This window comes from Arthrobacter sp. Cza30 (assembly GCF_059090765.1).
Genome location: NZ_JBNHGA010000002.1, coordinates 540,284 through 563,828 on the forward strand (window position 1 = coordinate 540,284; position 23,545 = coordinate 563,828).

Annotated in this window: 20 protein-coding genes and 1 tRNA gene; 7 read left to right on the forward strand and 14 right to left on the reverse strand. The window is 63.3% G+C overall.

The window, feature by feature from the left end; genetic code table 11:
- Positions 1-29: 29 nt before the first annotated feature.
- Entirely contained in the window at positions 30-176 is a 147-nt protein-coding gene (locus AC5RVZ_RS07840) for a hypothetical protein (protein WP_493979969.1), read from the reverse strand.
- Positions 177-582: 406 nt separating this feature from the next.
- Between AC5RVZ_RS07840 and AC5RVZ_RS07845 the strand changes: the two genes are divergently transcribed.
- Together AC5RVZ_RS07845 and AC5RVZ_RS07850 are read left to right on the forward strand one after the other, a co-directional pair.
- The gene (locus AC5RVZ_RS07845; RefSeq protein WP_494065199.1) at positions 583-1,557 is read left to right on the forward strand and encodes a helix-turn-helix transcriptional regulator; all 975 of its coding nucleotides are present in this window, start codon (positions 583-585) and stop codon (positions 1,555-1,557) included.
- A gap of 66 nt (positions 1,558-1,623) precedes the next feature.
- Positions 1,624-2,916 (forward strand): aminotransferase-like domain-containing protein, encoded by a 1,293-nt coding sequence (locus AC5RVZ_RS07850; RefSeq protein WP_494065200.1) that lies wholly within the window; start codon positions 1,624-1,626, stop codon positions 2,914-2,916.
- On the opposite strand, the gene AC5RVZ_RS07855 is transcribed toward AC5RVZ_RS07850, so the two are convergent.
- The 6 genes from AC5RVZ_RS07855 to AC5RVZ_RS07880 form a co-directional block, all read right to left on the reverse strand.
- Complete coding sequence (locus AC5RVZ_RS07855) at positions 2,894-3,118, reverse strand: hypothetical protein (protein WP_493979966.1); 225 nt, start codon at positions 3,116-3,118, stop codon at positions 2,894-2,896. The two genes, AC5RVZ_RS07850 and AC5RVZ_RS07855, sit on opposite strands and share 23 nt — an antisense overlap.
- A 117-nt stretch (positions 3,119-3,235) precedes the next feature.
- Positions 3,236-3,748, reverse strand: a complete 513-nt coding sequence (gene rraA, locus AC5RVZ_RS07860) for a ribonuclease E activity regulator RraA (protein WP_494065201.1) — start codon at positions 3,746-3,748, stop codon at positions 3,236-3,238.
- Between the two features lie 152 nt (positions 3,749-3,900).
- Complete coding sequence (locus AC5RVZ_RS07865) at positions 3,901-5,427, reverse strand: dihydrolipoamide acetyltransferase family protein (RefSeq protein WP_494065202.1); 1,527 nt, start codon at positions 5,425-5,427, stop codon at positions 3,901-3,903.
- A gap of 13 nt (positions 5,428-5,440) precedes the next feature.
- The gene (locus tag AC5RVZ_RS07870; protein WP_494065203.1) at positions 5,441-6,415 is read right to left on the reverse strand and encodes an alpha-ketoacid dehydrogenase subunit beta; all 975 of its coding nucleotides are present in this window, start codon (positions 6,413-6,415) and stop codon (positions 5,441-5,443) included.
- Positions 6,415-7,599 carry a pyruvate dehydrogenase (acetyl-transferring) E1 component subunit alpha gene (pdhA, locus tag AC5RVZ_RS07875; protein WP_494065204.1) on the reverse strand — a complete coding sequence of 395 codons (1,185 nt, stop codon included), beginning with the start codon at positions 7,597-7,599 and terminating at the stop codon, positions 6,415-6,417. Before pdhA ends, AC5RVZ_RS07870 begins: the two co-directional genes overlap by 1 nt.
- Before the next feature lie 151 nt (positions 7,600-7,750).
- The gene (locus tag AC5RVZ_RS07880) at positions 7,751-8,905 is read right to left on the reverse strand and encodes a histidinol-phosphate transaminase (protein ID WP_494065205.1); all 1,155 of its coding nucleotides are present in this window, start codon (positions 8,903-8,905) and stop codon (positions 7,751-7,753) included.
- 72 nt (positions 8,906-8,977) lie between these two features.
- Between AC5RVZ_RS07880 and AC5RVZ_RS07885 the strand changes: the two genes are divergently transcribed.
- Positions 8,978-9,379, forward strand: a complete 402-nt coding sequence (locus AC5RVZ_RS07885) for a phage holin family protein (RefSeq protein ID WP_494065206.1) — start codon at positions 8,978-8,980, stop codon at positions 9,377-9,379.
- Positions 9,380-9,390: 11 nt separating this feature from the next.
- Here the strand turns inward: AC5RVZ_RS07885 and AC5RVZ_RS07890 are convergent, their stop codons facing one another.
- Together AC5RVZ_RS07890 and AC5RVZ_RS07895 are read right to left on the reverse strand one after the other, a co-directional pair.
- The gene (locus AC5RVZ_RS07890; protein WP_494065207.1) at positions 9,391-10,863 is read right to left on the reverse strand and encodes a hypothetical protein; all 1,473 of its coding nucleotides are present in this window, start codon (positions 10,861-10,863) and stop codon (positions 9,391-9,393) included.
- A 37-nt stretch (positions 10,864-10,900) separates the two neighbouring features.
- A complete protein-coding gene (locus AC5RVZ_RS07895; RefSeq protein ID WP_494065208.1) occupies positions 10,901-11,215 on the reverse strand; it encodes a hypothetical protein in 315 nt (104 codons plus the stop codon).
- Between the two features lie 166 nt (positions 11,216-11,381).
- Here AC5RVZ_RS07895 and purB point away from each other — a divergent pair, with 166 nt between their 5' ends.
- Positions 11,382-12,794 (forward strand): adenylosuccinate lyase, encoded by a 1,413-nt coding sequence (gene purB, locus AC5RVZ_RS07900; protein WP_494065209.1) that lies wholly within the window; start codon positions 11,382-11,384, stop codon positions 12,792-12,794.
- Between the two features lie 161 nt (positions 12,795-12,955).
- Positions 12,956-13,029, forward strand: a tRNA-Met gene (locus AC5RVZ_RS07905).
- A 402-nt stretch (positions 13,030-13,431) separates the two neighbouring features.
- On the opposite strand, the gene AC5RVZ_RS07910 is transcribed toward AC5RVZ_RS07905, so the two are convergent.
- On the reverse strand, positions 13,432-13,611 hold the full coding sequence (locus AC5RVZ_RS07910; RefSeq protein ID WP_494065210.1) for a Rid family hydrolase: 180 nt from the start codon (positions 13,609-13,611) through the stop codon (positions 13,432-13,434).
- Here AC5RVZ_RS07910 and AC5RVZ_RS07915 point away from each other — a divergent pair, their 5' ends adjacent.
- Complete coding sequence (locus AC5RVZ_RS07915; RefSeq protein ID WP_494065211.1) at positions 13,612-13,977, forward strand: PucR family transcriptional regulator; 366 nt, start codon at positions 13,612-13,614, stop codon at positions 13,975-13,977.
- 93 nt (positions 13,978-14,070) lie between these two features.
- Here AC5RVZ_RS07915 and AC5RVZ_RS07920 read toward each other — a convergent pair whose 3' ends face one another.
- Together AC5RVZ_RS07920 and AC5RVZ_RS07925 are read right to left on the reverse strand one after the other, a co-directional pair.
- Positions 14,071-15,570 (reverse strand): CoA-acylating methylmalonate-semialdehyde dehydrogenase, encoded by a 1,500-nt coding sequence (locus AC5RVZ_RS07920; RefSeq protein WP_494065212.1) that lies wholly within the window; start codon positions 15,568-15,570, stop codon positions 14,071-14,073.
- 376 nt (positions 15,571-15,946) lie between these two features.
- Entirely contained in the window at positions 15,947-16,669 is a 723-nt protein-coding gene (locus AC5RVZ_RS07925) for a TetR/AcrR family transcriptional regulator (protein ID WP_494065213.1), read from the reverse strand.
- A 763-nt stretch (positions 16,670-17,432) separates the two neighbouring features.
- Between AC5RVZ_RS07925 and AC5RVZ_RS07930 the strand changes: the two genes are divergently transcribed.
- Positions 17,433-19,682 (forward strand): N,N-dimethylformamidase beta subunit family domain-containing protein, encoded by a 2,250-nt coding sequence (locus AC5RVZ_RS07930; RefSeq protein WP_494065214.1) that lies wholly within the window; start codon positions 17,433-17,435, stop codon positions 19,680-19,682.
- Between the two features lie 1,060 nt (positions 19,683-20,742).
- Here the strand turns inward: AC5RVZ_RS07930 and AC5RVZ_RS07935 are convergent.
- Positions 20,743-22,122 carry an APC family permease gene (locus tag AC5RVZ_RS07935; protein WP_494065215.1) on the reverse strand — a complete coding sequence of 460 codons (1,380 nt, stop codon included), beginning with the start codon at positions 22,120-22,122 and terminating at the stop codon, positions 20,743-20,745.
- A 792-nt stretch (positions 22,123-22,914) separates the two neighbouring features.
- The gene (locus AC5RVZ_RS07940; RefSeq protein WP_494065216.1) at positions 22,915-23,211 is read right to left on the reverse strand and encodes a hypothetical protein; all 297 of its coding nucleotides are present in this window, start codon (positions 23,209-23,211) and stop codon (positions 22,915-22,917) included.
- Positions 23,212-23,545: the final 334 nt, after the last annotated feature.

Consider the following 23,545-nt stretch of genomic DNA (forward strand, 5'->3'; position numbering starts at 1 on the left):
GCACAATGCCGATGAGATGGGGCGGCTTTTTACCAGTCCCAGATATAGGCGGAAGCGGTGGCGTTTTCAGAATGGGGAACCGGTCCTAGATCGGCGGCTACTGCCGGAGTGGCCGCAGAGACCGCCCCCAAGGCAACCAGCAGACCTGCCGCGATGCTTGCGATCTTCTTGAACATGTCATTCCCTTCACATGGCTTAGGTTCGTACAGTGACAAATCCAGCCGGGTTGCTCGCCCCCGACATGTTCAAGAGTTCCGTGCTTCTGCTGCGCCTGTCCAGCCAATCCCGTTGCAACATCCGGACATGCCATGATCGTGCCTCCGGGCTTGCTCTGTCACGTTCCGGACAGGTGGTCAAAACCGCCTGCCGCCCCGGAAATCCGGGGAAAGGAGCGCCCCCTCGGGATCATCGGCCGCAGACCGCCAGACGATGGCATAATGTGGCCATGGCAGGAAGTGGCCGCTGGCAAATGGCGCAAGATGGGCCCAAGAAGTGCTTTAGACTGGCCAAAGAGCGGCCGCACCGCACCGGAAACAGCAGGCCCTGCGTGATACGTAAATGGATCAACCGGAGGAGCGCCCTATGCTGAGCGGGACGGCATTCGAGGTCTATGAATTCGCCGTGGCCCATCCCGGCTGGACCAAAGAAACCATGTCCACGGCACTCGGCTACACCATCCGCGACCTCAACATCGCCATCGGCGAGTTGGTCAGCAGGCAATTGCTGCAGCAGCCGGCACCCGATGTCGAATGCTATGTCGCCATCTCCCCCGACGTTGCCCTGTCGCAACTGGTGGACTCCGACGAGCGTCTGCTGATCGACCTGCGCACCAAGATCAGCGGACACCGTGCGGACATGGCGGCTCTCGTGCCCACCTACCTGGCAGCCCGCAAACGGGTGTCGCTGGACTCCTCCGTGGAGGTCCTCGAAGACCCCGGGGTAATCCGCAAGCTGCTGGTGGACTATGGCCGTGACGTTTCCGAGCAGGTGCTGATCAGCCAGCCGGGCTCCGGCGCCTCCGCCGATGTCCACGAAGAGGGCATCCAAAAGGACATCGAACTCCTCAACCGCGGGGTCGTCCGCAAGAACATCAGCCACGCCAGCACCCTGGACCATGTGCCCACCCGCAAAGCGGTCGCCGCGATCTCCCCGGCCGGCGGCGAGTACCGAACCCTGCCCTACGTGCCGCTCAAGATCATGATCTTCGACCGCAACCTCGCGCTGATCGGGCGCCAGCTGCATCCGGAAGACCGCGGCGCTCTGGTGGTCCGCGACTTCAACCTGATCCAGGTCTTCATCAACCTGTTCCACGTGGCCTGGGAACTGGCCGATCCCTACGTTTTGGACGGGCAGGAAAACGGCGCCTCGGACCTCAACGGCATCCAGCATTCCATCCTCAATGCCATGGCCGCCGGTTACTCCGACGAGGTGATTGCCCGGAGGCTGGACATCAGCGTCCGCACCTGCCGGCGCCACATCGCCTGGATGCTGGAGCAGCTCGGCGCGGAAAGCCGTTTCCAGGCCGCGCTCAAGGCCCGGGACGCGGGCTGGCTCTAGCCCCGTGCAGCACCAATAGAAAACTTCTGTTTCCTATCCCGTAACGCCCCGGGCTATCCTGTGTGAGTGACTTCACAGGATGCAGACCTTTCCGAAACCCTGCCCATAGAAACGGAAGTGGCGCTGGAACGCGCCACTGCGGCGCACCGGCACCAGCACCTGTTCTCGCAACGCGCCGCAAACATCAAACAATCAGCCGTCCGCGACGTCTTCGACATCTCGATGCGCCCCGGACTGGTTTCCCTGGCCGGCGGCAACCCCTACCTGCAGTCCCTGCCCCTGGAGAAGATTGCCGGCATGGCGCAGCGGCTGATCGCCGAGCATGGGATGACCGCCCTGCAATACGGCGGCGGCCAAGGTACCCCGGACCTGCGGCGAAAGATCTGCGAGGTCATGGCGCGGGAAGGCATCACCGGCGTGGATCCGGAGAACGTGGTCGTGACGGCGGGTTCCCAGTCCGCCCAGGATGTGGCCGCCAAAGTCTTCTGCAACCCCGGTGATGTGGTGCTGTGCGAGGATCCCACCTACGTGGGCGCACTGAACACCTTCGAGGCCTACGAGGTCCAGGTGGAGCCGGTGTCGATGGACGAACACGGTCTCGTGCCCTCGGAACTCCAGCGCCGCATCGAAGAGCTGCAAGGCGAGGGCCGCAGCATCAAGTTCCTCTACACCATTCCCAGCTTCAACAATCCCTCCGGCATCACGCTGGCCGCCGAGCGCCGGCAGCAGATCGTGGACATCTGCCGCGAGGCCGGCGTCCTGGTGCTCGAGGACAATCCGTACGGACTGCTGCGCTTCGACGGCCAGCCCTTGCGGCCGCTGCGCGCAGACAATCCCGACGACGTGGTCTACCTGGGCTCGTTCTCGAAGATTTTGGCGCCGGGCCTGCGGATCGGCTGGGCGCTGCTGCCCGACCACCTGCAGCGGAGCTTCTACCTGGCCAACGAGGCCGTCACCCTGTGCCCGCCCACCCTGAACCAGATGCTGATCTCTGCCTACCTGGACGAGCACGACTGGGTGGGGCAAATCGATACCTACCGCCGGTTGTACGCCACCCGGTGTGCCGCCATGTTGTCGGCGCTGGAGGAGTTCATGCCGGCCGGAGCCAGCTGGACCGAACCCGACGGCGGCTTCTTCGTCTGGATTACCCTCCCGAAGGGCGTCGACACCTACCCGCTGCTCTACGACGCGATCGAGGCCGGCGTGGTCTTCATCCCGGGGGCGGCGTTCAGCCCCTCGGAGGAGCCGTCACGCCAGCTGCGGCTGGCTTTCAGCGCCGTGCCCGAAGAGGCCATTCGCGAGGGCGTGCGGCGACTGGCGCCCGTCCTCGCAAAGGCTATGGCCGGCGCCGGTTCTTGAAATAGCGGTAGTACGCGTAGCGGCCGGCGAAATAGAGGCCGATCACGATGATGATCCGCAGGATGGGGTGCAGTCCCGGCATCAGCCAGATCATGACGTAGCTGAGCAGGAAGACGGCCGCCATGGCCCACAGGGTGCCCTTCCAGTCGATCCTGGGCACCCCGGAGTCGTTGCGCTGACCCGAGGGCCTGTTGTTACTCATGCTCCCAGTCTTTCACAGCCGGTACGCCGCCCTTGGTCGCTCCGTCAGGGAATGAGGTCGTTGATCGCTGCAGAGCGGATCCCGGACGCCGTCCTCCGAGTAGACACCTGGCCGCGATCAGGCGCCTACCAGGATGCCGTCCAGGTCGGCGTAGACCATGGCGCCAGGCCGGAAGAGCACGCCACCGATTTCGACGGGAACGTCTGTTTCCCCGCGGGCGTCCTTGGCACTCTTCCGCGGGTTGCTGCCGAGCGACTTGACGCCGAGCGGCAGCTGCGCGAGGGCCGCCCGGTCCCGGACCGCCCCGTTGATGATCACCCCGGACCAGCCGTTGGCCACGGCTGCCGCGGCGATCATGTCCCCCATCAGGGCCGTCTCCAGCGAACCGCCGCCGTCAACCACCAACACGGCGCCGTGGCCCGGGGAGTTGAGGACGGATTTCACCAGCCCGTTGTCCTGGTAACACCTGATGGTGCGGACCGGCCCGCTGAACGACGCCCGGCCGCCGAAGTTGCCAAACTGGAGCGACAGCGACGCCAGTTCGTCGCCGCGCTCGTCGTACAGGTCCGCCGTCAAAATCACTGTAGGTTCAGCGCCGTGGGTCGCCGCGCTGCCCGCTGTCTCAATCACCTGATGGTGCTCCTCCTCGCCACACCGCGATCATAACCAACCCCGGCCCGGCGGGCATCTGCGCGCAGGGCAATGTCCGTCCGGTATGCGGCAGCGCACGTCTCGTCAATTGCGGCGACGACGCCGTCAATCCCGCATGCCGCAGCGCACCGTCAGTCCAGCAGCAGCGCCGGTTCTTCCATGATCGCGGCGACGTCTGCCATGAACCTGGCGGAGAGGTCGCCGTCCACCACGCGGTGGTCGAACGATCCGCCCAGCGTGGTGATCCAGCGCGGAATGACTTCGCCGGAGACGACCCACGGTTTCTGCCGGATGGTGCCGAACGCGACGATGGCGACTTCGCCCGGGTTGATGATCGGGGTGCCGATGTCGATCCCCAGCGCCCCGATGTTGGTGATGGAGAGGGTGCCGTTCTGCATGTCGGCGGGCTTGGTCTTGCCGGCACGGGCCGTGGTGGCCAGGTCGTTGAGGGCTACCGCGAGCTCTTTGAGCGAGAGGTCCTGGGCGTCCTTGATGTTCGGAACCAGCAGGCCGCGCGGGGTGGCGGCGGCAATGCCCAGGTTCATGAAGTGCTTGACGTGGATTTCGTCGCCGGACTCCGTCTCCACCCAGCTGGCGTTGACGTTCGGGTTGCGTGCGGCGGCCCAGATCACGGCCTTGGCCAGGATGAGCAGCGGCGACACCCTGACGCCTTCGAAGTCGCGGGACTTCTTCAGCCGCTGGACGAACTCCATGGTCCGCGAGGCATCCACATCCACGAAGATGCTCACGTGCGGGGCGCTGAAGGCCGACTCGACCATGGCCTTGGCGGTCGCCTTGCGCACGCCCTTGACCGGGACCCGCTCGATTCGGTTGTCCAGCCCCTTGCGCGGGGCCCAGAACGTCGGGGCAGCTGCCTGCTCGGCCTCGCGCTGGGCCTGGTAGCTGAGCAGATCCTGCTTGGTGACCTCACCGCCCTTGCCCGTGGGGGTGATGTCCGCCAGATTGATGCCCAGGTCCTTGGCGGCCTTGCGCACCGGCGGCTTGGCGAGCACCCGGGTCAGCAGCCGGGTGACGGCGGCCTGGACGGCTTCGCCCCGGGCGTGCCCGGCACCGGCGGCAGGAGCCGCCCCGGGAACCGCGGCGTCGTCGTCGGCGGGAACCGGCGGCACGTGCTGGGCCTGGCCGTGCGGCTCGGGCAGATGAATCTCCGCGGCGGGTGCGTCCCCGCCGCCGGAGCGGGCCGCGGAAGGGCGCGCCGCCGTCGTCGTTGTGGCAGGGGAAGCCGAGGCACTGCCGCGGCGCGGGCGCCGCCTCACCGGATCGGCCTTGGGGCCGGAGCCGACCAACGGCCCGCCCTCGGCGGTGGCCTCGGGCACGGGCTGTTCCGGAACGGGGGCCGCGGGGCGCGCCGGAGCGGCGGGCTGCTCGGAGCCGGCGGGCTGCCGTGCAGCGCCCTCGGCGGCGACCGCGAAGATCGGGGTGCCGACCTCTACGGTTTGCCCCTCCGGCACCAGCAGTTCCGATACCACGCCCGCGTAGGGGCTGGGGAGCTCGACCAGCGACTTAGCCGTCTCGATCTCCACGATGACGTCGTTGACCGCCACGGTGTCCCCCGGCTTGACCTTCCAGGACACGATTTCGGCTTCGACCAGTCCCTCGCCGACGTCCGGGAGGTTGAAAATCTGCGTGTTCGACATGAAAACTCCGATATCAGTAGGCGAGCGAACGGTCGAGGGCCTCGAGCAGGCGGTCGATGTCCGGCAGGTACTGTTCCTCCACCTTCGCCACCGGGTAAGGCATATGGAAGCCGCCGACGCGCAGCACCGGCGCCTCCAGGCTCAGGAAGGCGCGTTCGCCGACGCGCGCGGCGATCTCCCCGCCGATGCCGCCGAAGGTCGGGGCTTCGTGGGTGACGATCAGCCGCCCGGTCTTCTCCGCGGATGCGGTGATGGTGTCGAAGTCGATCGGGGAGATGGAGCGCAGGTCGATGACCTCCACGCTGTTGCCGTCCTCTTCCGCCGCCTTCGCCGCGGCCAGGGCGACCGGTACCAGCGGCCCGTAGGCGACGATCGTCGCGTCGGTGCCTTCTCGGACCACCTGGGCGCTGAAGGCGTCGCGGCCGGCGGACTCGGTGTCCACCTCGCCCTTGAGCCAGTAGCGGCGCTTGGGCTCGAAGATGATGACCGGATCCTGGCTGGCCACCGCCTGCTGGGTCATCCAGTAGGCATCGTGCGCGTTCGAGGGGGTGATGATGCGCAGGCCGGGCGTGTGCGCGAAGAGGGCCTCCGGGGACTCCGAGTGGTGCTCGATGGATCCGATGCCGCCGCCGTAGGGGATGCGGACGACGACGGGGGCCGACAGGAGCCCGGAGCTGCGGGACCGGATCTTGGCCAGCTGGGTGGTGATCTGGTTGAACGCCGGGAAGACGAAGCCGTCGAACTGGATCTCGCAGATCGGCCGGTAGCCGCGGAAGCACAGCCCGATGGCGGTCCCGAGGATGCCGGACTCGGCCAGCGGCGTGTCGACCACGCGGTCGGCGCCGAACTCGGCCAGCAGCCCTTCGGTGACCCGGTAGACCCCGCCGAGCTTGCCGATGTCCTCGCCCATGATCAGCGTCTTCGGATCATTGGCCAAGGCCTCGCGCAGCCCGCTGGTGATGGCCTTCGCGATCGTCATGGTGGTCATCAGCGTGCCTCCCCGGCAGCGTTGTCGTCGGTGGCGGAATCGGCGAAGCCGGCCTGGTACTGCCGGTGCCATTCCAGCTCCTCGCGGACCAAGGGGTGCGGATCGGCGTAGACATTGGCGAAGTGGTCCTCGAAGTCCGGGGCCTCCATGGCCAGGACGTCGGCGCGGGTGGTTGCCGCGAGCTTGTCGGCTTCGGCCGAAACCTCGTCGAAGAACCCGTCGCCGGCCGTGTTGGTGCTGCGCAGGTACCGTTCCAACCGCAGCAGCGGGTCGCGTTCCCGCCAGCCCTCTTCCTCGGCAGCCTCCCGGTATTTGGTCGGGTCGTCGGCGGTGGTGTGGGCACTCATCCGGTAGGTGAACGCCTCGATCAGCACGGGCCCGTTGCCCGAGCGGGCGTGTTCCACGGCCCACCGGGTGACCGCGTGAACGGCGACGACGTCGTTGCCGTCCACCCGGATGCCCGGGAACCCGTAGCCGGTGGCACGCATGGACAGCGGAACGCGGGACTGGACCGCCGTCGGCACGGAGATGGCCCAATGGTTGTTCTGGCAGAAGAACACCACCGGGGACTGGTTGGAGGCGGCGAACACCATCGATTCGTGGACGTCCCCTTCCGAGCTGGCGCCGTCGCCGAAGTAGGCGACGGCCACTCCGTCGTCGCCGTCGCGCTGAATGCCCATGGCGTAGCCGACCGCATGCAGCGACTGGGCGGCAAGCACCAGCGTGTAAAGATGGAAGTTCGTCTCCCGCGGGTCCCAGCCGCCCTGGCTGATACCGCGGAAGAGCTTGAGCATGTTGGAGAGGTCTAGGCCGCGGGTGAGGGCGACGCCGTGCTCGCGGTAGGTGGGAAACACATAGTCCTGGGGCTGCAGCGCGCGGCCGGAGCCGATCTGCGCCGCTTCCTGCCCGAGCAGGGGAGGCCAGAGCAGCAGCTGGCCCTGCCGCTGCAGAGCCGTGGCTTCCTGGTCAAAGCGGCGGACCAGTGCCATGTCGCGGTACATCCCGCGCAGCGCCTCGCCGTCGAGGTGGGCTGCGTAGGGGCTGTACTTCGCATCGTCGCGGACGGTCCCGTCGGGGGCCATCAGCTGCACCAGCGCGGGCGCGTCCGAGGGGTCGCTGGACACCAGCGACTGTTCCAACTCTTCGATGTCGAATTCCGAGGCGGGCAGGTGCTCAGCGCCCATACGAACTCCTCGCCGATCCGCTGCCTCAGCGGCAGAGATCTTCGCTGTTCATATATGCCGGGCCGGGAATACATTCCTGGCCCGGCATATATCTGTCGTTTATCTCGTCCTAGCCTAATGGCAGGTGCCGTCCGGGCCGGTCACATTACCGTCAGGAAACGCCCGGACCGTTTGTATAGTTCTCACAGAGCGCCAGGAAGCGGCTGTTGGCTTCCACTTCACCGATGCTGACCCGCACGCCCTCCCCGGCGAAGGCCCGCACGGACAGCGCCTGCCGGCCGGCCAGCTCTGCGAACTCCTGCGCCCGGTCGCCCAGCGGCAGCCAGACGAAGTTGCCCTGCGTCTCCGGAATCTTCCAGCCGAGCAGGTTAAGTCCGGCGACCACGCGGTCCCGTTCGTCGACGAGGCTTTGTACCCTTTCTACAACTTCGTCGTAGTGGCGCAGCGAGGTGATGGCCGCATGTTCGGCCAGGCTCGACACCGCGAACGGGGTGGCGGCCACGCGCAGGTGCCGGGTGATCTCCGGCTGCGAAATCGAATAGCCCACCCGCAGCCCGGCCAGCCCGTGGGCTTTGGAGAAGGTCCGGAGCACCACCACGTTGGGGTACTTCTGGTACAGGGCCACGCCGTCCACCACCTCGGGGTCGCGGACGAATTCCGTGTAGGCCTCGTCGATGACCACGATGATGTCGTCGCGCACGCTGCGGACGAACCCTTCCACTTCCGCCGCCGTCAGCGCCGGTCCTGTGGGGTTGTTCGGCGTGCACAGCAGGATGACCTTGGTCCGGTCGGTCACGGCGTCCAGCATCGCGTCCAGGTCATGCGAGCCGTCGGACCGGTTCGGGACCTGCACGCTGCGGGCACCGGAGAGGCCGACCATGATCGGGTAAGCCTCGAAGGACCGCCACGCGTAGATCACCTCGTCTTCGGTGCCGTCCTCGTGCTGTCCGGCAAACGTCTGCAGGATCTGCACCAGGGCGCCCAGGCTTCCGGCGCCGGTGACCACGTCGTCCGCGGGGACATCCAGGAACCGGCCGAGCTCGGTCCGCAGCGCGGTGCACAACGGATCGGGGTAGCGCATGATGCCCGCCGTCTGCGCGCTCACGGCTTCCAGCACGGCGGGCAACGGGGGCAACGGGTTTTCGTTGGAGGACAACTTGTAGGACTGCAGTCCCTGGATTGCGGCCGGCGGTTTGCCGGCAGCATATTTGGGCAGCCTGTCGAGCACCGGCCGGGGGTGGATCCGGCCCGACGCACCTGCTGCCGGAACCGCAGCTTCCTTGATGGGGTTCTCAGGAGGAGTCATGCCTTAAAGGATACGTGCGCCGATGACCGGGTTTTTCGCGCCCCGGCGGCCCGGATGTGGCAGCATACACGCATGGGAAAGTTCATTGTACGGGTCGCCGTCAACGCGCTGGCGCTGTGGGTGGCGAGCTGGATCCTACCCGGCCTGGCCATCGAGGCATCCGCAGCGGCCGAGGTCGCCGGCAACGAGTCCCTGGGCACGGTGCTGGCCTACCTTTTCATCGGCCTGATCTTCGGCCTGGTCAACGCCATTGTCCGGCCCATCATTTCCTTCCTCTCGCTTCCCGTCACCATCCTGACGCTGGGCCTGTTCACCATCGTGATCAACGCGCTGATGCTGGTGCTGACGGCCTGGCTGTCCAGTTTCACGCCGGTCGAGTTCGTCGTCGATTCCTTCTTCTGGACGGCGATCCTCGGCTCGCTGATCATTAGCCTGGTCTCGCTGGTAGTGGGCACCCTGACCCGCACCCGCTGATTCCTGGGTGGCTACCCGGGCCCGCCCCGGCCTGCCGGCGGCAATCCCTTCCGGCGGCCCGGGATGCCGGCGCGGGACGGCTTCGTCCCGTCGGGCTGCGACCGGCGCAGGGTGAACAGATGCTGCTTGGCCGTGCCGCCGGCGAGCGCCGCGCCAAGGAAGGCTGTCGCGTCTCGCACCGACGGGTCCGGGCTCGCGTCGATGTTCCGGGCCGCCCGCACGTAGTTCCCGAGGTCATGCCCCGGTCCCAGCCCGGGGCCCTCGCCGGCAGGGGTGGCCGTGGGATCGGTCAGGGTCACGGTGACCTGTTCGCGCCGGTCCGGATTCGGCCTGGCGTCGGTGCCCGGCACCCAGTCCTGGGCGTGCTCCAGGTGAACGCTCCGGACGCCCGGGCCGGGGTTGATGCCGGCCACCGGCGAGCCGGCCGTGAGGACGAAGCCCACGTTGTGGCCGGCCAGGAAAGCCGGATCGGCGGCAAGGTTCATGGCGTGGATGCCGCCCTGGCTGTAGCCGATCAGCATCACCAAATCCTCCGCGCCGGCGCCGGCTTCCCCGAGCGCCTGCGACACGGCGGCCGAGACGAACGCGCTGCCGCCGGAGACCGCTTCGGCGATCCCGGTCTCGTCGAACGGGTTGCCGGTTGCCTCGGCCGAGCCCGCGGCCTGCGTGCCCGGCAAGGCGACGACCCACCGCTTTTGGCCGCCGGGGGCGGACACTTCGAGCACCTCTACGGTGCCGTCACCGGCGCCGTCCGCGCTGGCCGTCCGGTGGAGCAGCCCGGCCAGGGAAGCCGGCGCGGGATCGATCTCTTCGGCCGCCGCGGCCGCGCGTTTAACCTCGATGTTTCCGGCCCGGAGCAGCCCCGCCTGCCGTGCCGCGGCGACCAGCAGCGGGGTCACGTGTTCGGTGGCCGGGTTGTTCCACAAACCGCCCTGCCGGCCGTCCCGCAGCAGCATCCCCGCCGCCGGGCCGCCCAGCGCTCCTGCCACCGCTGCCGGGAACCGGCCGAGCAGCCGTTCACCGCCCGCCCGGGTCGGCCGCCCCTCGTTGGCGGCCATGCCGAGCGGAACCGTCGCCCACCAGGTGGCCGAGTCGACCGCCTGCAGCGCGGCGGAGACGGCCTGCTCGGTCGCCAAATAGGTTCCGTGTGCCAACCTCACCCTGCCGGCCAGGGCGCTGGCGCTGTCCGCAAGGCCCGCCAACGATCCCGCGGCGGTTGCGACGGCCGCTTCGGCCGCCAGCCTCTCCGGCAGCAGCGTCCAGCGCGGATCGGCCAGCAGCATGTGCACCGACAGGAGCTGGCGCCACAGGTCGCCGATGGTGGCGGCAGCCGACTCCAGCCGGACGGCTGCGGACGTCAGCTCCTCCCACTCAAACGCGACGCCGCCGATGCCGCCGGCAACCCGATAGCCGGCGTACCGGCGGTGCCCGATACCACTTTCCCACCAACGGGCTCCGTCGGGCAGCCAGTCGGCGTCAGCCACCGGGTATCTCCAGCACAGGGCGTCCGGGTCCCGGCAGTCACGGCCGGGGGCCGCACATAGCGGCGGCCGCCGTTTCTGCCGCGCCGGCAGCTGCTTCTGTCGCACTGACCGCGGCAGCCGCGAGCCTCAGCAGTTCTGCCGCCTCCGCCATCCCGCAGCGGTACTCGTACAGCCGCGCCCTGAAGGCCCTGCCGGCCGGCGAGATCCAGGCTTCAGCTGCGCCGGCCAGATCCGCCCGCACGGCCAGCAGTTCCTGCTCGCAGGACAACAGGCGGGCCGGGGCCGGCCCCCATCCGGGGTCCGGCGGGCCGCCCGGCCCGGCCTCCGCCGTCGCCGTTTGCCAAAACGTCATCCTGGCCTCCTTCACGCCTCGACTTCCTCCGAGACTAGGGCCGGCGTCGCCCGCGGTGCGTGACGCAGGCCGGCCCTGTGCATGCGAGAGCGCACGGCGCCGCTGTGCAGGCGAAGTCACGAAGTCACGCAGAAAACGGCGGTATGGGACATGGAAGAATAGGGCCATGGCTGAAACTTCCCGTGTTCCCTTGGCAGAAGTCACCCCCGCGATCGCGCTCGGTCCGTTGGACGGGCGGTACCACCAGGCGGTTGCCCCGCTGGTTGACTACCTCTCCGAAGCCGCGCTGAACCGCGACCGCGTGCATGTGGAGGTGGAGTGGCTGATCCACCTGGCCGGCCAGTCCGTCCTGCCCGGGGCGGGACCGCTGACCGGGGAGCAGCAGTCGGCGCTGCGCAAGATCGTCACTGACTTCGACGGCAATGCCGTGCGCGAACTGGCGGAGATCGAAGCCGTCACGGTCCACGACGTGAAGGCCGTGGAGTACTTCATTGGCCGCCGGCTGGGCCAGCTGGGCATCGAGCACCTCACCGCCATGGTGCACTTCGGCTGCACGTCGGAGGACATCAACAACCTCTCCTACGCGGTGGGCGTCAAGGGGGCGGTGGAACAGGTCTGGCTGCCGGCCGCCCGCGCCCTGGTCGAGCAGTTCGCGGCCATGGCCCGCGAGCACCGCGGCGTGCCGATGCTCTCGCGCACCCACGGACAGCCCGCAACCCCCACCACGCTCGGCAAGGAGCTGGCGGTCATCGCCCATCGCCTCACCCGCCAGCTGGACCGGATCGCCCGCACCGAGTATCTGGGCAAGATCAACGGAGCCACCGGCACGTATGCGGCGCACTATGCTTCGGTTCCCTCGGCGGACTGGCAGGCCGTTTCGCAGACCTTCGTCGAGGGCCTGGGCCTGACCTGGAACCCGCTGACCACCCAGATCGAGTCGCACGACTGGCAGGCCGAGCTCTACTCCGACATCGCCCGCTTCAACCGGATCCTGCACAACGCCTGCACGGATATCTGGAGCTACATCTCCATCGGCTATTTCGCGCAGATCCCCGTCGAAGGAGCCACCGGATCGTCCACAATGCCGCACAAGGTCAACCCGATCCGCTTCGAAAATGCCGAAGCGAACCTGGAGATCTCCAACGGCCTGCTGGACACTCTGGCGGCCACGCTGGTCACCTCTCGCTGGCAGCGCGACCTCACCGACTCGTCCTCGCAGCGGAACATCGGCGTCGCCTTCGGGCACTCGCTGCTGGCCATCTCCAACGTTGCCAAGGGCCTGGACCGGCTCAGCGTGCCCGCCGAGGTGCTTGCGGCGGACCTGGACCAGAACTGGGAGGTGCTCGGCGAGGCCATCCAAATGGTCATGCGCGCCGAGGCCATCGCGGGGGTCGAAGGCATGGAGAATCCGTACGAGCGGTTGAAGGAGCTCACCCGCGGGCACCGCGTGGACGCCGAGCGCATGAAGGAATTCGTCTCCGGCCTCGGCCTGTCCCCGGACGCCGAGAACCGCCTGCTCGCGCTCACCCCGGCCAATTACCACGGCATCGCCGGCAAGCTCGTGGACCACCTGCACTGACCCTCCGCTGGTCCTGCAGACGACGACGGCGGCCACCTTCCGCGGGGAAGGCGACCGCCGCTGTCGTCGCCTGCAGGACCATGGCTGATAGGCCCGGATCAGTGACCCCACTCACCAAATTCGTCGTTTGGTCACTTGGGGGTCTAGAGTCATTAATACGCCGCGGGGTGGAGCAGTTCGGTAGCTCGCCGGGCTCATAACCCGGAGGTCGTAGGTTCAAATCCTACCCCCGCAACGAATGAAGGCCCTCTGACTAGGAATTATCCCGGTCGGAGGGCCTTTCTTTTTGAGCGGGTACGGGGCAGCTCCGTTCTAGACTCCGGTCTAGCTTTGAGTGATCCAGCAAGGCTCTGTTGTCCGTGCAGCAGGCCGTAGGCCTGCCGTAACCTGACGCACCGGAACATGGACGGGCGACTGAACGACTCCCTTTAGGGGCAGTGCCTGTTACGGACCCCGACGGAACCTCCGCGTTGAATGTCGCTGCCTGCGCCGCGACTACCTTCTCATGCTCTGTGGAGGCTGCTGGCCTGCGTCAATCGGGTTTCTCATCACCGGCAGAAGGATAAGCCGTCCCTTTCGGTGCGTCGACATCTCGGTCTTGGCGCGCTGGCGCTTCGGCCAGCACGGTGCCAGCATGTTACGCGGGCTCAGGCACCGCTGCGGTGATTTCGATTTCGACCAGCAGATTGTCACCCATGTCGCCGACCGTGATGGTGGCACGGGCGGGCTTCTGATCTTGCTCAAGCCACTCGTTCCAAGCGCGGTTCATTTCGCCCTTCAATGAGTAGTCAGAGATGTAGATGGTGGCTCGAAGCAAGTGGTTCTTGTCGGTACCGGCTCGCTTGGCCGGGTGGTAGTCGATTTTTCCGAGTTGTCCGAAGGCGGCATCCTGGGGCTCTTGCGGGAGGAAGAGGCCGGCCCTGTGGCTCGCGGTTTGTTGCAGCCGCTGATCGCCCATGACGCTGCAGAGAACACGCAGTTGCTGGAAACGGTCCGCGAATGGTTCGCACATGATTGTGTGTGGGACAAGACCGCCCGCCGCTTGGGGGTGCATCGGCACACGCTTCGAAACCGGATTGACGCCGTCGGGCGGATCCTGGGGCTGAACCTGGACGGGATGCGTGACCGGCTGGAGCTGTTTGCAGCTGTGCAATTCGTCGAAGAGGACGCAAGTTCCCATTGAGGTTAAGCAGGAGGGCCTCCGGCACGTGAGGTGTGCGCCGGAGGCCCTCGCTGCCAGGGACTAGCACCAGTGGTCCCTGACATCTTTTCCCCTTTAGTTCTGGGGGAAGCCCAGATTGATGCCGCCGTGGCTGGGGTCGAGCCAGCGGGAGGTGATGGCCTTTTCGCGTGTGAAGAACTGGAAGCCCTGCAGCCCGTAGGCCTTGGAGCTGCCGAAGATGGAGTCTTTGAAGCCGCCAAAGGAGTAGTAGGCCACGGGGACGGGGATGGGGACGTTGATGCCTACCATGCCCACTTCGACTTCGTTCTGGAAGCGGCGGGCTGCGCCGCCGTCGTTGGTGAAGATGGCCGTGCCGTTGCCGAACGCGCCGGAGTTGATCAGGTCTAAGCCTTCTTCGTAGCTGCGGACGCGGACCACGGACAGGACCGGGCCGAAGATCTCCTCGGTGTAGACGCGGGAGGTGACCGGAACGTTGTCGATCAGGGTGGGGCCCAGCCAGAAGCCGTTCTCATCACCGTCAACGTTGATGCCGCGGCCGTCCACCACCACTTTGGCGCCGTCTTCGAGGGCCACATCAATGTAGGAGGCGACCTTGTCGCGGTGCTGCCTGGTTACGAGCGGACCCATGTCGCAGTTGCGGCGGCCGTCTCCAATTTTCAGGGTGGACATGCGGGAGGTGATCTTTTCGATGAGTTCATCGGCGACCGGTTCGACGGCGACGATGACGCTGATGGCCATGCAGCGTTCACCGGCGGAACCGAAGCCGGCGTTGATGGCGGCGTCCGCTGTCAGCTCGAGGTCGGCGTCGGGAAGGACCAGCATGTGGTTCTTTGCCCCGCCGAGGGCCTGGACGCGCTTGCCATTCCGTGCGGCGGTTTCGTAAATGTACTGGGCAATCGGTGTGGAACCAACGAAGGAGATGGCCTTGACGTCCTGGTGTTCCAGGAGGCCGTCGACGGCTTCCTTATCGCCGTGCAGGACATTGAAGACACCTTCCGGCAGGCCAGCTTCGGTGAACAGTTCAGCCAGCCAGTTGGCAGCTGTCGGGTCCTTTTCGCTGGGCTTGAGCACGACGGTGTTGCCGGCGGCGATGGCGATCGGGAGGAACCACAGCGGCACCATCGCCGGGAAATTGAACGGGCTGATGATGCCGACGACGCCGAGCGGTGACTTGGTGGAGTACACGTCAACGCCGCTGGAGACGTTCTCAGAGTGTTCTCCCTTGATCAGGTGCGGGAATCCGGTAGCCAGCTCCACCACTTCCTGGCCGCGGGTGATTTCACCGAGCGCGTCGGAGACCACCTTGCCGTGCTCGGACGTGATGATCTGCGCGAGTTCGCCCTTGCGCTCGTTGAGCAGTTCCCGGAAGCGGAAGAGAATCTGCTGGCGCTTGGTGATGGACATGTCGCGCCAAGCCGGAAAGGCCTTGTGTGCCGAGGATATGGCGGACTCAATGTCACTGGCGTTCGCCAATACCACGCGTTTAGTTTCGATGCCGCGCGCTGGGTCGAAGACGGGAGCAGTCCGGTCTCCCGACGAGAGCGCTTCAGCTCCGCCGATCCAGTGGGACAGTACGGGAAGTTCTTGATTCACTGACACGCTTCTTCTCGCTTTCAATATGGGGGGATTGCCCGGCTTGCCCCAACGGTAGTGTCACGACGCCTCCACTCAGGCACTACATTTGGCGCTCCTACTCTCAGCACTTCGACATGTGTACATGCTTGACTAGGTGCCGGATCCAAGGGCGCACCAGATGGGGCCGCTTAGTTGCCAGCACCCGGACTTTTGGTCCGCAGTAGCTCCGGCGCTCGGCAAGAACGCCCAGGAAGTAACCGAACAGTTTGGTCAAGGCCCGAGCGCACGTGTACACACGTCGCAAATGGCTGAAAACCCACAACGTGGCTCCGGGCGAAGATGTACGGCATGGACGGCGGGAAAGTTCGGCGCTCGAAATAGCTCAAGTTGTCGGTCAGATTTTAGGCAGTGCTCGCCCTCGCGAGGAAAGGTCGAGGCGATGGCTGTCCGCCAGTAGCTCCATTGATTCGGCGACGGCGTCGATGGTCGTGGCGACAAAACCAGGAATCTGACGGAATGCGACAGACTGTGTGGCCATGCCGTCGACAGTTGCTGAAATGGCGCGGACCAGCGGCTCGATGAGGTTTTCGTCGTCATCAGGTCGCATGCCCTCACGCATCCGGTCCGCGAGCAGGGTGAAGGCCAGGTCATATATCTTCTGTGCTGTTGCAGGGTCTTGGCGGTAGACCCAGAAAAAGATTTCTTGTTGCGTCTGCGCGTATCCGGGCTCCGACTCGTACCAGGCCATCATTTGCCTGAGCAGCGTAGCAGCCGTTCGGCCCAAACCAGCTCCCGGTCGAACGGACCAGGTGACTTCTCCCAAGGAGCGGACCAAGTGCTCGTAGATACCGTGAAAAAGTTCTTCTTTCGATGCATAGTAGTAGTGCAGGCTCGCAAGCGGCGCGTTCGCTTCGGCCGCGATCCGCCTCGTAGTGGCACCCTCGACACCGTGTTGCGCGATGACGCGCACCGCCGCCCCGATGAAGTCTTCTCGGCGTTTCTCTGCTCGAGTTCTCGGCATCGTCCACTCTCGGTTGTCGAACTGGTATTGATCGAATGGTACGCACGTGTCCGCAGCCCTGAAAATCTCCCATCGTCGCCTGGAGATGCCCGGCACGAAGTCAGAGACTGCCTCCGGCACCGTGGGATGCGCTCACGCCTCACCTGCTCACGACAGCGACCAGTGCGGGCCTATTCCGGGGTGAAAGCTTTCGAAGCGCCATGGTTGAGCTCTTCCTGAACCCTGACCGTACGCGGGACCACCCAGAAGATTCGGTCTCACTTGCGGCCTAACGCGTAAGGAGATCCGTCCGCCTCCACTGACCAACTGCAGTGTGACCCACCCCGCGCAAAACCGGTAAACGGGCAGGACTTAGCGGGAAGTCACCACGCCTGGCCGTTGCCCTGTCCGCGTCATTTCGTTGGCGCGGTATGAGGTCGGAAAAGCGGACGAAAGGAAATATGGTCACTTGATCGAACTTGCAAATGTCGATGCCTCGCCTGCCAAGAACGCAAAAGGATTGTGTCTGAGCGTGCCTAAGGAGCTTCAGTCTGCCCGAAATTGCAAAGGTCGCGAGTGCTCCGCGTTCCACAGAAGCGACCGCTCAGGGCTGCGCCGATGTCGATAGGGCGTGAAGCTTTGTAGGAGCCATTGACCTCAGTTCCGATTGATGCAATTATTTGTGGACATTTGATCCAACTGGCCACAGGCGGTTGCTTCGACCTACCCGGATGCCGACTCGCTCGCGGACCCATTGAAAACCCACCGGTCGGCGGGCAGCTGCCCTGCGATCCCGGAGTGCCACCGCAGAAACTTACCGTAATAAAGTGTCAGCGCAGAAGGCCTTACGGCCGCTGACACGTGGAATAAGGACATATCTATGAGTATGAAAATTGTCGGCTATAGCGATCGGCTCAGTGTAGAGCGCGGTGATGAGATCGCGTTCATGATCAGTACCGAGGACCCCACGTACCACGCCGAGGTGGTGCGGTTGATTCATGGCGACGACAATCCCATGGGGCCAGGGTTTAAGTCGGAGTACATTCCCAGTTCTGTTGACGGGGATCATGAAGGGCTCCTGCAGGTCCTTCGCCCTGGCTCATACGTCGCGGTGCCGTACCGCGAGGGACTGGAAATTTCGGGCAGTTTTACGCTGCAACTCTGGATGTACCCGACCACCCCTGACAAGCATAATCAGACGATCTTTGCCCACCGAAGCCCTGATGGAAAGGGCTACGCGCTGTACCTTGACAACGGCAATCTTAGCTTGCGGATCGGCGAGACCGCGGCGACGGTACAGAACAGGCTCGAAGCCCGGACGTGGCATTTCATAAGTGCGGTTTTTGACGCAAGCACAGGCGAAGCCGGGCTAACAGTGGAACCGATAGTCCCGACGCGGGCCAAGGCAAAGGCTGCATCCCGCACATCCGTTTCGGGCGTAACTCCAAGTACGGCTGATGTTTTGATCGGAGGCGAGGAACTCTTCGACGCCGGCGAGCTCGTCGCCGGAAATTTCTTCAACGGGAAGATTGAGGCACCACGCCTTTACAACAGGGCGCTCAACGAGAATGAGCTGACAGCACTCCGCGATGCCCTGGATCCGCTTCCCGAGACAGGCCTGATTGCAGCCTGGGACTTTTCCGAAGGAATCAACACGTGGTCAATCAAGGATTCCTCCGGGCATGAATTCCACGGCGAGGCCGTGAACATGCCGATGCGGGGGGCAACGGGTCACAACTGGGACGGCTCCGAAACGTCCTGGCGTCATGCACCGCATCAGTACGGTGCAATCCATTTCCACGACGATGACCTCTCAGACGCGAAATGGAAGCGGTCGCTGCAGTGGAAGGTCCCGGCTGAACTCGCGAGCGGCGTATATGCCCTCCACGTCACTGCCGACGATGCCGAAGACTATATCCCTTTTACTGTGAAGCCTGGCCTCAACAAGCCGAGTGCCAAGATCGCGCTCCTGCTGCCGACATTCAGTTATCTCGCATACGCCAATGAGCGGCTTCTGGACACAGAAGGAATGGCGCACATAAAGTACCCCCTCCAGGACCAGGACCGCTACATCGTAGAAAACCGCCTGCTGAGCCTGTACGACACACACAGTGATGGTTCGGGTAACTGTTACTCATCCCGGCTGAGGCCAATCGTCAATATGCGACCAAAGTGCGTGATGCAGTGGTTGGACAACGGACGAGGATCCCCCCATGGGCTCAACGCGGATCTGTTCCTGGTCGACTGGCTGCATAAAAAGGGATTCGAATTTGACGTCGTGACGGACGAAGACCTGCACCACGAAGGCTCGCAGCTGCTTGAACCCTATAACGTCGTACTCACTGGCACCCATAGCGAGTACTGGTCGAATCAGATGATTGACGGTGCCCAGGCATACCTGAATGGTGGTGGGCGGATGATGTACTTGGGCGGAAACGGGATGTATTGGGTCACCCAATTGGATCCGGTGACCGAAGCCAGCGTTGAAATTCGGCGCCGAGGTCCCGCGACCCGTATGTGGGAACCAGAACCGGGCGAGGCGCATTTGAGCAGCACAGGTGAGCTAGGAGGTCTCTGGCGGTACCGTGGACGCTCCCCGCAAAGCTGGCTGGGTATCGGATTTGCGGCAGAGACCAGTGGTCACGGGCGGCCCTACGTACGGCAGCCAGACAGCTACGGGCTCGGGGCAGCCTTCGTTTTCGAGGGGATCGGGAGCGGAGAACTCATTGGCGACCTTCCGAACCTCGTCCAAACCTACGGTGCTGCCGGCTACGAATTTGACCGGGCCGATTTCCGTCTGGGTACTCCGGCGCATGCACTGATTCTGGCTACAGCATCGGGATTTTCTGATGACGCACAGGCTGCATGCGAGGACATCCTGACCGCAGACTCCCAGCAAAGCGGATCCGTGAACCCGTTAGTGAAGACAGACATGGTCCTGCTCGACTACCCGGACGGCGGCGCAGTCTTCGCGACGGGCTCGATTGCATGGTCTGGATGCCTTTCCCAGAACGCCTATGACAACAACGTCTCACGCGTAACCTGGAATGTACTTCAGGCATTCGCATCCGATGACCGAGATTTCCGTAGCTCGGCAGCCAGCCGGGCACCACAGGATGTGACTGCATAACGCTTCACCAATTGTCCCCTTCGCGCATGTCAACTGAAGCCTTCATCCCATCGGCAGCCCGGCGGGAGTGAGGCTTCGCAAGAGTCACGATCTAACGGTTTAGTCAGCCGCAGAAAGTAGTCATGACCAGTATGGTGATCAGATCTGACGCGGCTAATGCCGCTGCGACGGCACTGCTATTTGCGGCAAGGGATCATCGTGTTTGCCTCCTGACGCTCACGCGCTCACCGGGCGTCCACAGCTTCAGCTACTTAGGCGAACAGCGAAGCGTCAGACTCTGCGGGTTAGACGAATAGGATGACCTAGTCTCAAGAGTGGGAATTGTCTCCACCAGGGAGAAGACATTCAAGCTGGCGTCGGCAGTGTTTTGGAACCAACCTGGGAGCGCGTCTCAAACGAGAACACCAGTGGCCTGCTCCGGCAGTACTTCTCGAAAGAAAAAGAGACCTGGGAGTTAACAGCCCAGAACACCTCGCCGTGGTTGCTGCTGAACCCAACTGCCGGCAACGCGAAGTTCTGGAATGGCAGAGTCCCCGGGAACACCTGATTAGACTGACTTCACCTGCGGAAGAACCATAAACCGTTGCAACAACCACTGAACTTCGCCGCCGTCCCAGTGGCTCACTTGTCAACCGTCTCCGACAGGCCTCCATCACATATGTTCCGCAGTGCTTGCTCTAGGACTTTCCAGCCATCAACCAGGCTTCGAACAAGCGTCCAGAGACATAAGTGGGAAACAATCTGGCTAGTCGCCATTCAAAATCCCGCCGTGACCGGATCCTTGATGTTCACATTGTTTTGTACCCTCCTCCGGCCTGCCACCGCGTAACTGCCCAGAAACCTCCCCGGCCCAGATAAAGAACTGCTCCCCGGCGGGGGACTGAATTTCACAGTCACTCCTCCGGGGAGCAGCCTACGCATGTAGTCCCAAAAAAATTTCGAACCATCGACTCGTCAGGTTGTGCCGCCATCGGCATGTAAACCTCCTTCAGGACTCCCAGATGAAGCAGCGAAGGGTTATCCACACCTTTGGTGCGGTGCAGGCCCAGCCGCTTACAGGCTATTCCCGGCCGATCTTCGCGTAAACCTGAGGCCTCCGCTTTTGCAACCATGCCGCAATAATTGCGCCGGATAAGATGATTGTCCAAACAATTACTATGATAACCGTTGCAACGACGCCGGTTAATCCGCTTAGTAATTCAAAATTGAATGTGGCGAATACCAGGACGAGCGTAAAAACGATTGTGGGAATGATCATGGCCGCGGCTAGAACCTTGTGCCGAGGCTTAGTTCGATATAGAAAAACAGTAATGGTCAAGGATATGAGCGCCATCAGCAGTAGCATCGCATAGGAATATACTCCAGCGAAGTATCCATAGATGCCATCCCTTGGTGCTTGGAATGCAATCACGAGGACGAGTGCCAGAACTGTGAGGGTGCTAGCAACCAGCGAAGCCCGATGCGGCGAGTTGAAGCGCAGATGTCCTTCACCGAGCTTTTTGTTAAGTACGCCATCAGCTCCTAGGTTGAAGAGATAGCGAGCGATGATGTTGTGTCCTGCCAGGGCGAGTGCAAAAGAACCAGTGAAGAGCAATGTAGTCGCTGCAGAGTATGCAAAATCGCCTACGTATTCCTGCACGCTCACGCCGGCTGTTGTCGTCACATCATTCTGAGTCAAGATGTCCATAACAACGGGGGCACCATATGCGTTGATGAAAGCCCATGCAGCGACAGCATAGGTCACCGCGATCGTGATTACCGTGCCGTAGGTTGCTCTTGGGATCGTCTTTTCAGGGTCCCGCACTTCCTCACGGAAGATGACGGTAGCTTCAAATCCACCAAAGAGGCCGACGGCGAACAGGATTCCCACCGCCAGTGAACCGGACACAAAGTTTTCCGGAGCAAAGGATTCAAATCCGATTCCGTTCGCACCGCCCTGTACAAATACTGCAACCACGTAGGCCAGGATCACCAATAACTCAAGGCCGAGGGCGACGACGAGAACTTTGGATGAAAAACTAATGTTCACGTATCCGAGAAGCATGACCGCAAGCCACGTCGCCAGAGCGCCGACACCCCAATGAATCTCCGGACCGTGAAAAACGATAACGATGATATCGCTGAGGGCGATGCCGGCAAGGAAGTATGATCCAAGCATTCCCGCGTAGTAGGTAACTAACGCTGCAAACCCGGCAGAAAGACCGACCTTCTTACCCAGGCCGGTAGAGATAAACGCATAAAATCCGCCTGGTCGCTTCAAGGTGCTCGACATCTTCATGAGTCCTGATGCGATGAGGAGAACCAGTAAACCTACTGCTAGAAAAAGGGCAGGGGTCCCCAGTCCGTTGCCGAAAAGAATCGCTACAGGAATGAATCCCATAAACACTACTGCCGGCCCGTTATAGGCAAGCACGGTGAACATTACCTCCAGCGCATTCATTCTTCCGCTCAGATGCGGAGTTGCGCTTCTCGACGAGGATGCTAGATGCGGTGGCCCACCTTTTAGTTCTTGTGTCATTACGTATACTCCTTTGTACTTCATGACGCGAAAATGGTTGGTAGTGACATATGGAATGATTTGAATACACTAGCCGCGTCATTCAACTGTTTGCATTCTGATATGCCAGGCAAATTCTGTTCTTTGCTCCCGCGCTGCCTCTAATTTTCTGAGTTCTTACCCACGAGATACAGCGACAGGTGGTCAGAAGTTTTATTGTCGGACTTGACACTCTGTCGGGGGGCCTGCTGCGAGGTGGCACTTCGGGGCTGCAAGGGGTTCTTTTCTCGTCGCGTCGTCCTGCCTGAGGGACCCTCCGGCCCGCATAGGCCTTCATTTTGGAGGCCCGGGAGGAGGGCCGTTGTCTTTGGTCTAGACAGTAGGCCGTCATTGAAAGTGACGCAGAGTCGGGATTGATGCAAGCGAAAGTGCGTGTCGTTGTCAACAAAGGATGCGAACTGGTTCAAGCCCACCCGGCCGCCTTGGCGGTCCGCTTGGCGGCTGATTCGCTCAACCGGGTCTCAAAAGCCAGCCAATGCCCGTGCGCTAATACCGGTACTGCGCCAAGGTGCACTTGCGTGAAACCCGGACATCGTTTGCCCAGCAGTTGGGCAATCAGGACGGATGCTCGGCAGTTGCCCTCCGCTGAGCCTAAGACGTACTCTGGACACCGACTGTTAGCCTCATTTCTTCTCGGACTTCAGTGTTTTCGCGTCCTGATGGTGTTCAAGGATCTCAAGCTTTGGCAGGGGAACGCTGCTTCTGTACCGGGCGCACACTTTGAAGAGGTACCAGGATTTCGTCCTCCTCGTAGATAAGAATCCGCCCGGCACCGCCGTCCTGCCACATCCAGAAAATCGATCCGTCTTCCGATACGCATTCAACCGTTCCTGTTAGGACGCGACCTTGCTTGATTGCTACAATTTGGTCTCCCTCCTGCACATGGAAGCACGGATTTGCGTTCAAGAATTCGGCATGCCAACCCGACGCCTGGATATGGCCCGCGGATTGGTTGTTCAGCCACGCTTTCACGGCCCTTTCCTGGGCCGGACTCAGAGCCACGGCCCCAGGGTCTGTTGTTTCCGGGTGAGTCTCACCTGAACTAATCGTCTTCATTGGGATGCCCTGTTCATGTAAGCAAGAGTGTTTAGAATGCTCATTTCAGCCTTCGTACAAGCGACACGGCACCCATGTCAGAAACCCATGGATGCTTTCGTAGCATTGATGTCGTGTTCTTGGGGGCCGGCATATAGGTGGTCATCGTCGTAGGCAGCTGGAGCTGCGGCTCCCCACTCGGCCAGTTTGTTGATTGAAGATCTCCGCTGGGGAGTCTTGGACCGCCTTGAGGCCGCAGCTGATACACCAA

Bases quoted from the DNA above. Each gene is read 5' to 3' on its own strand.
- AC5RVZ_RS07840 (WP_493979969.1), bottom strand. From the start codon at position 176: ATGTTCAAGAAGATCGCAAGCATCGCGGCAGGTCTGCTGGTTGCCTTG.
- AC5RVZ_RS07845 (WP_494065199.1), top strand. From the start codon at position 583: ATGCTGAGCGGGACGGCATTCGAGGTCTATGAATTCGCCGTGGCCCAT.
- AC5RVZ_RS07855 (WP_493979966.1), bottom strand. From the start codon at position 3,118: ATGAGTAACAACAGGCCCTCGGGTCAGCGCAACGACTCCGGGGTGCCC.
- AC5RVZ_RS07865 (WP_494065202.1), bottom strand. From the start codon at position 5,427: ATGTCGAACACGCAGATTTTCAACCTCCCGGACGTCGGCGAGGGACTG.
- AC5RVZ_RS07870 (WP_494065203.1), bottom strand. From the start codon at position 6,415: ATGACCACCATGACGATCGCGAAGGCCATCACCAGCGGGCTGCGCGAG.
- pdhA (WP_494065204.1), bottom strand. From the start codon at position 7,599: ATGGGCGCTGAGCACCTGCCCGCCTCGGAATTCGACATCGAAGAGTTG.
- AC5RVZ_RS07880 (WP_494065205.1), bottom strand. From the start codon at position 8,905: ATGACTCCTCCTGAGAACCCCATCAAGGAAGCTGCGGTTCCGGCAGCA.
- AC5RVZ_RS07885 (WP_494065206.1), top strand. From the start codon at position 8,978: ATGGGAAAGTTCATTGTACGGGTCGCCGTCAACGCGCTGGCGCTGTGG.
- AC5RVZ_RS07895 (WP_494065208.1), bottom strand. From the start codon at position 11,215: ATGACGTTTTGGCAAACGGCGACGGCGGAGGCCGGGCCGGGCGGCCCG.
- purB (WP_494065209.1), top strand. From the start codon at position 11,382: ATGGCTGAAACTTCCCGTGTTCCCTTGGCAGAAGTCACCCCCGCGATC.
- AC5RVZ_RS07930 (WP_494065214.1), top strand. From the start codon at position 17,433: ATGAGTATGAAAATTGTCGGCTATAGCGATCGGCTCAGTGTAGAGCGC.
- AC5RVZ_RS07935 (WP_494065215.1), bottom strand. From the start codon at position 22,122: ATGAATGCGCTGGAGGTAATGTTCACCGTGCTTGCCTATAACGGGCCG.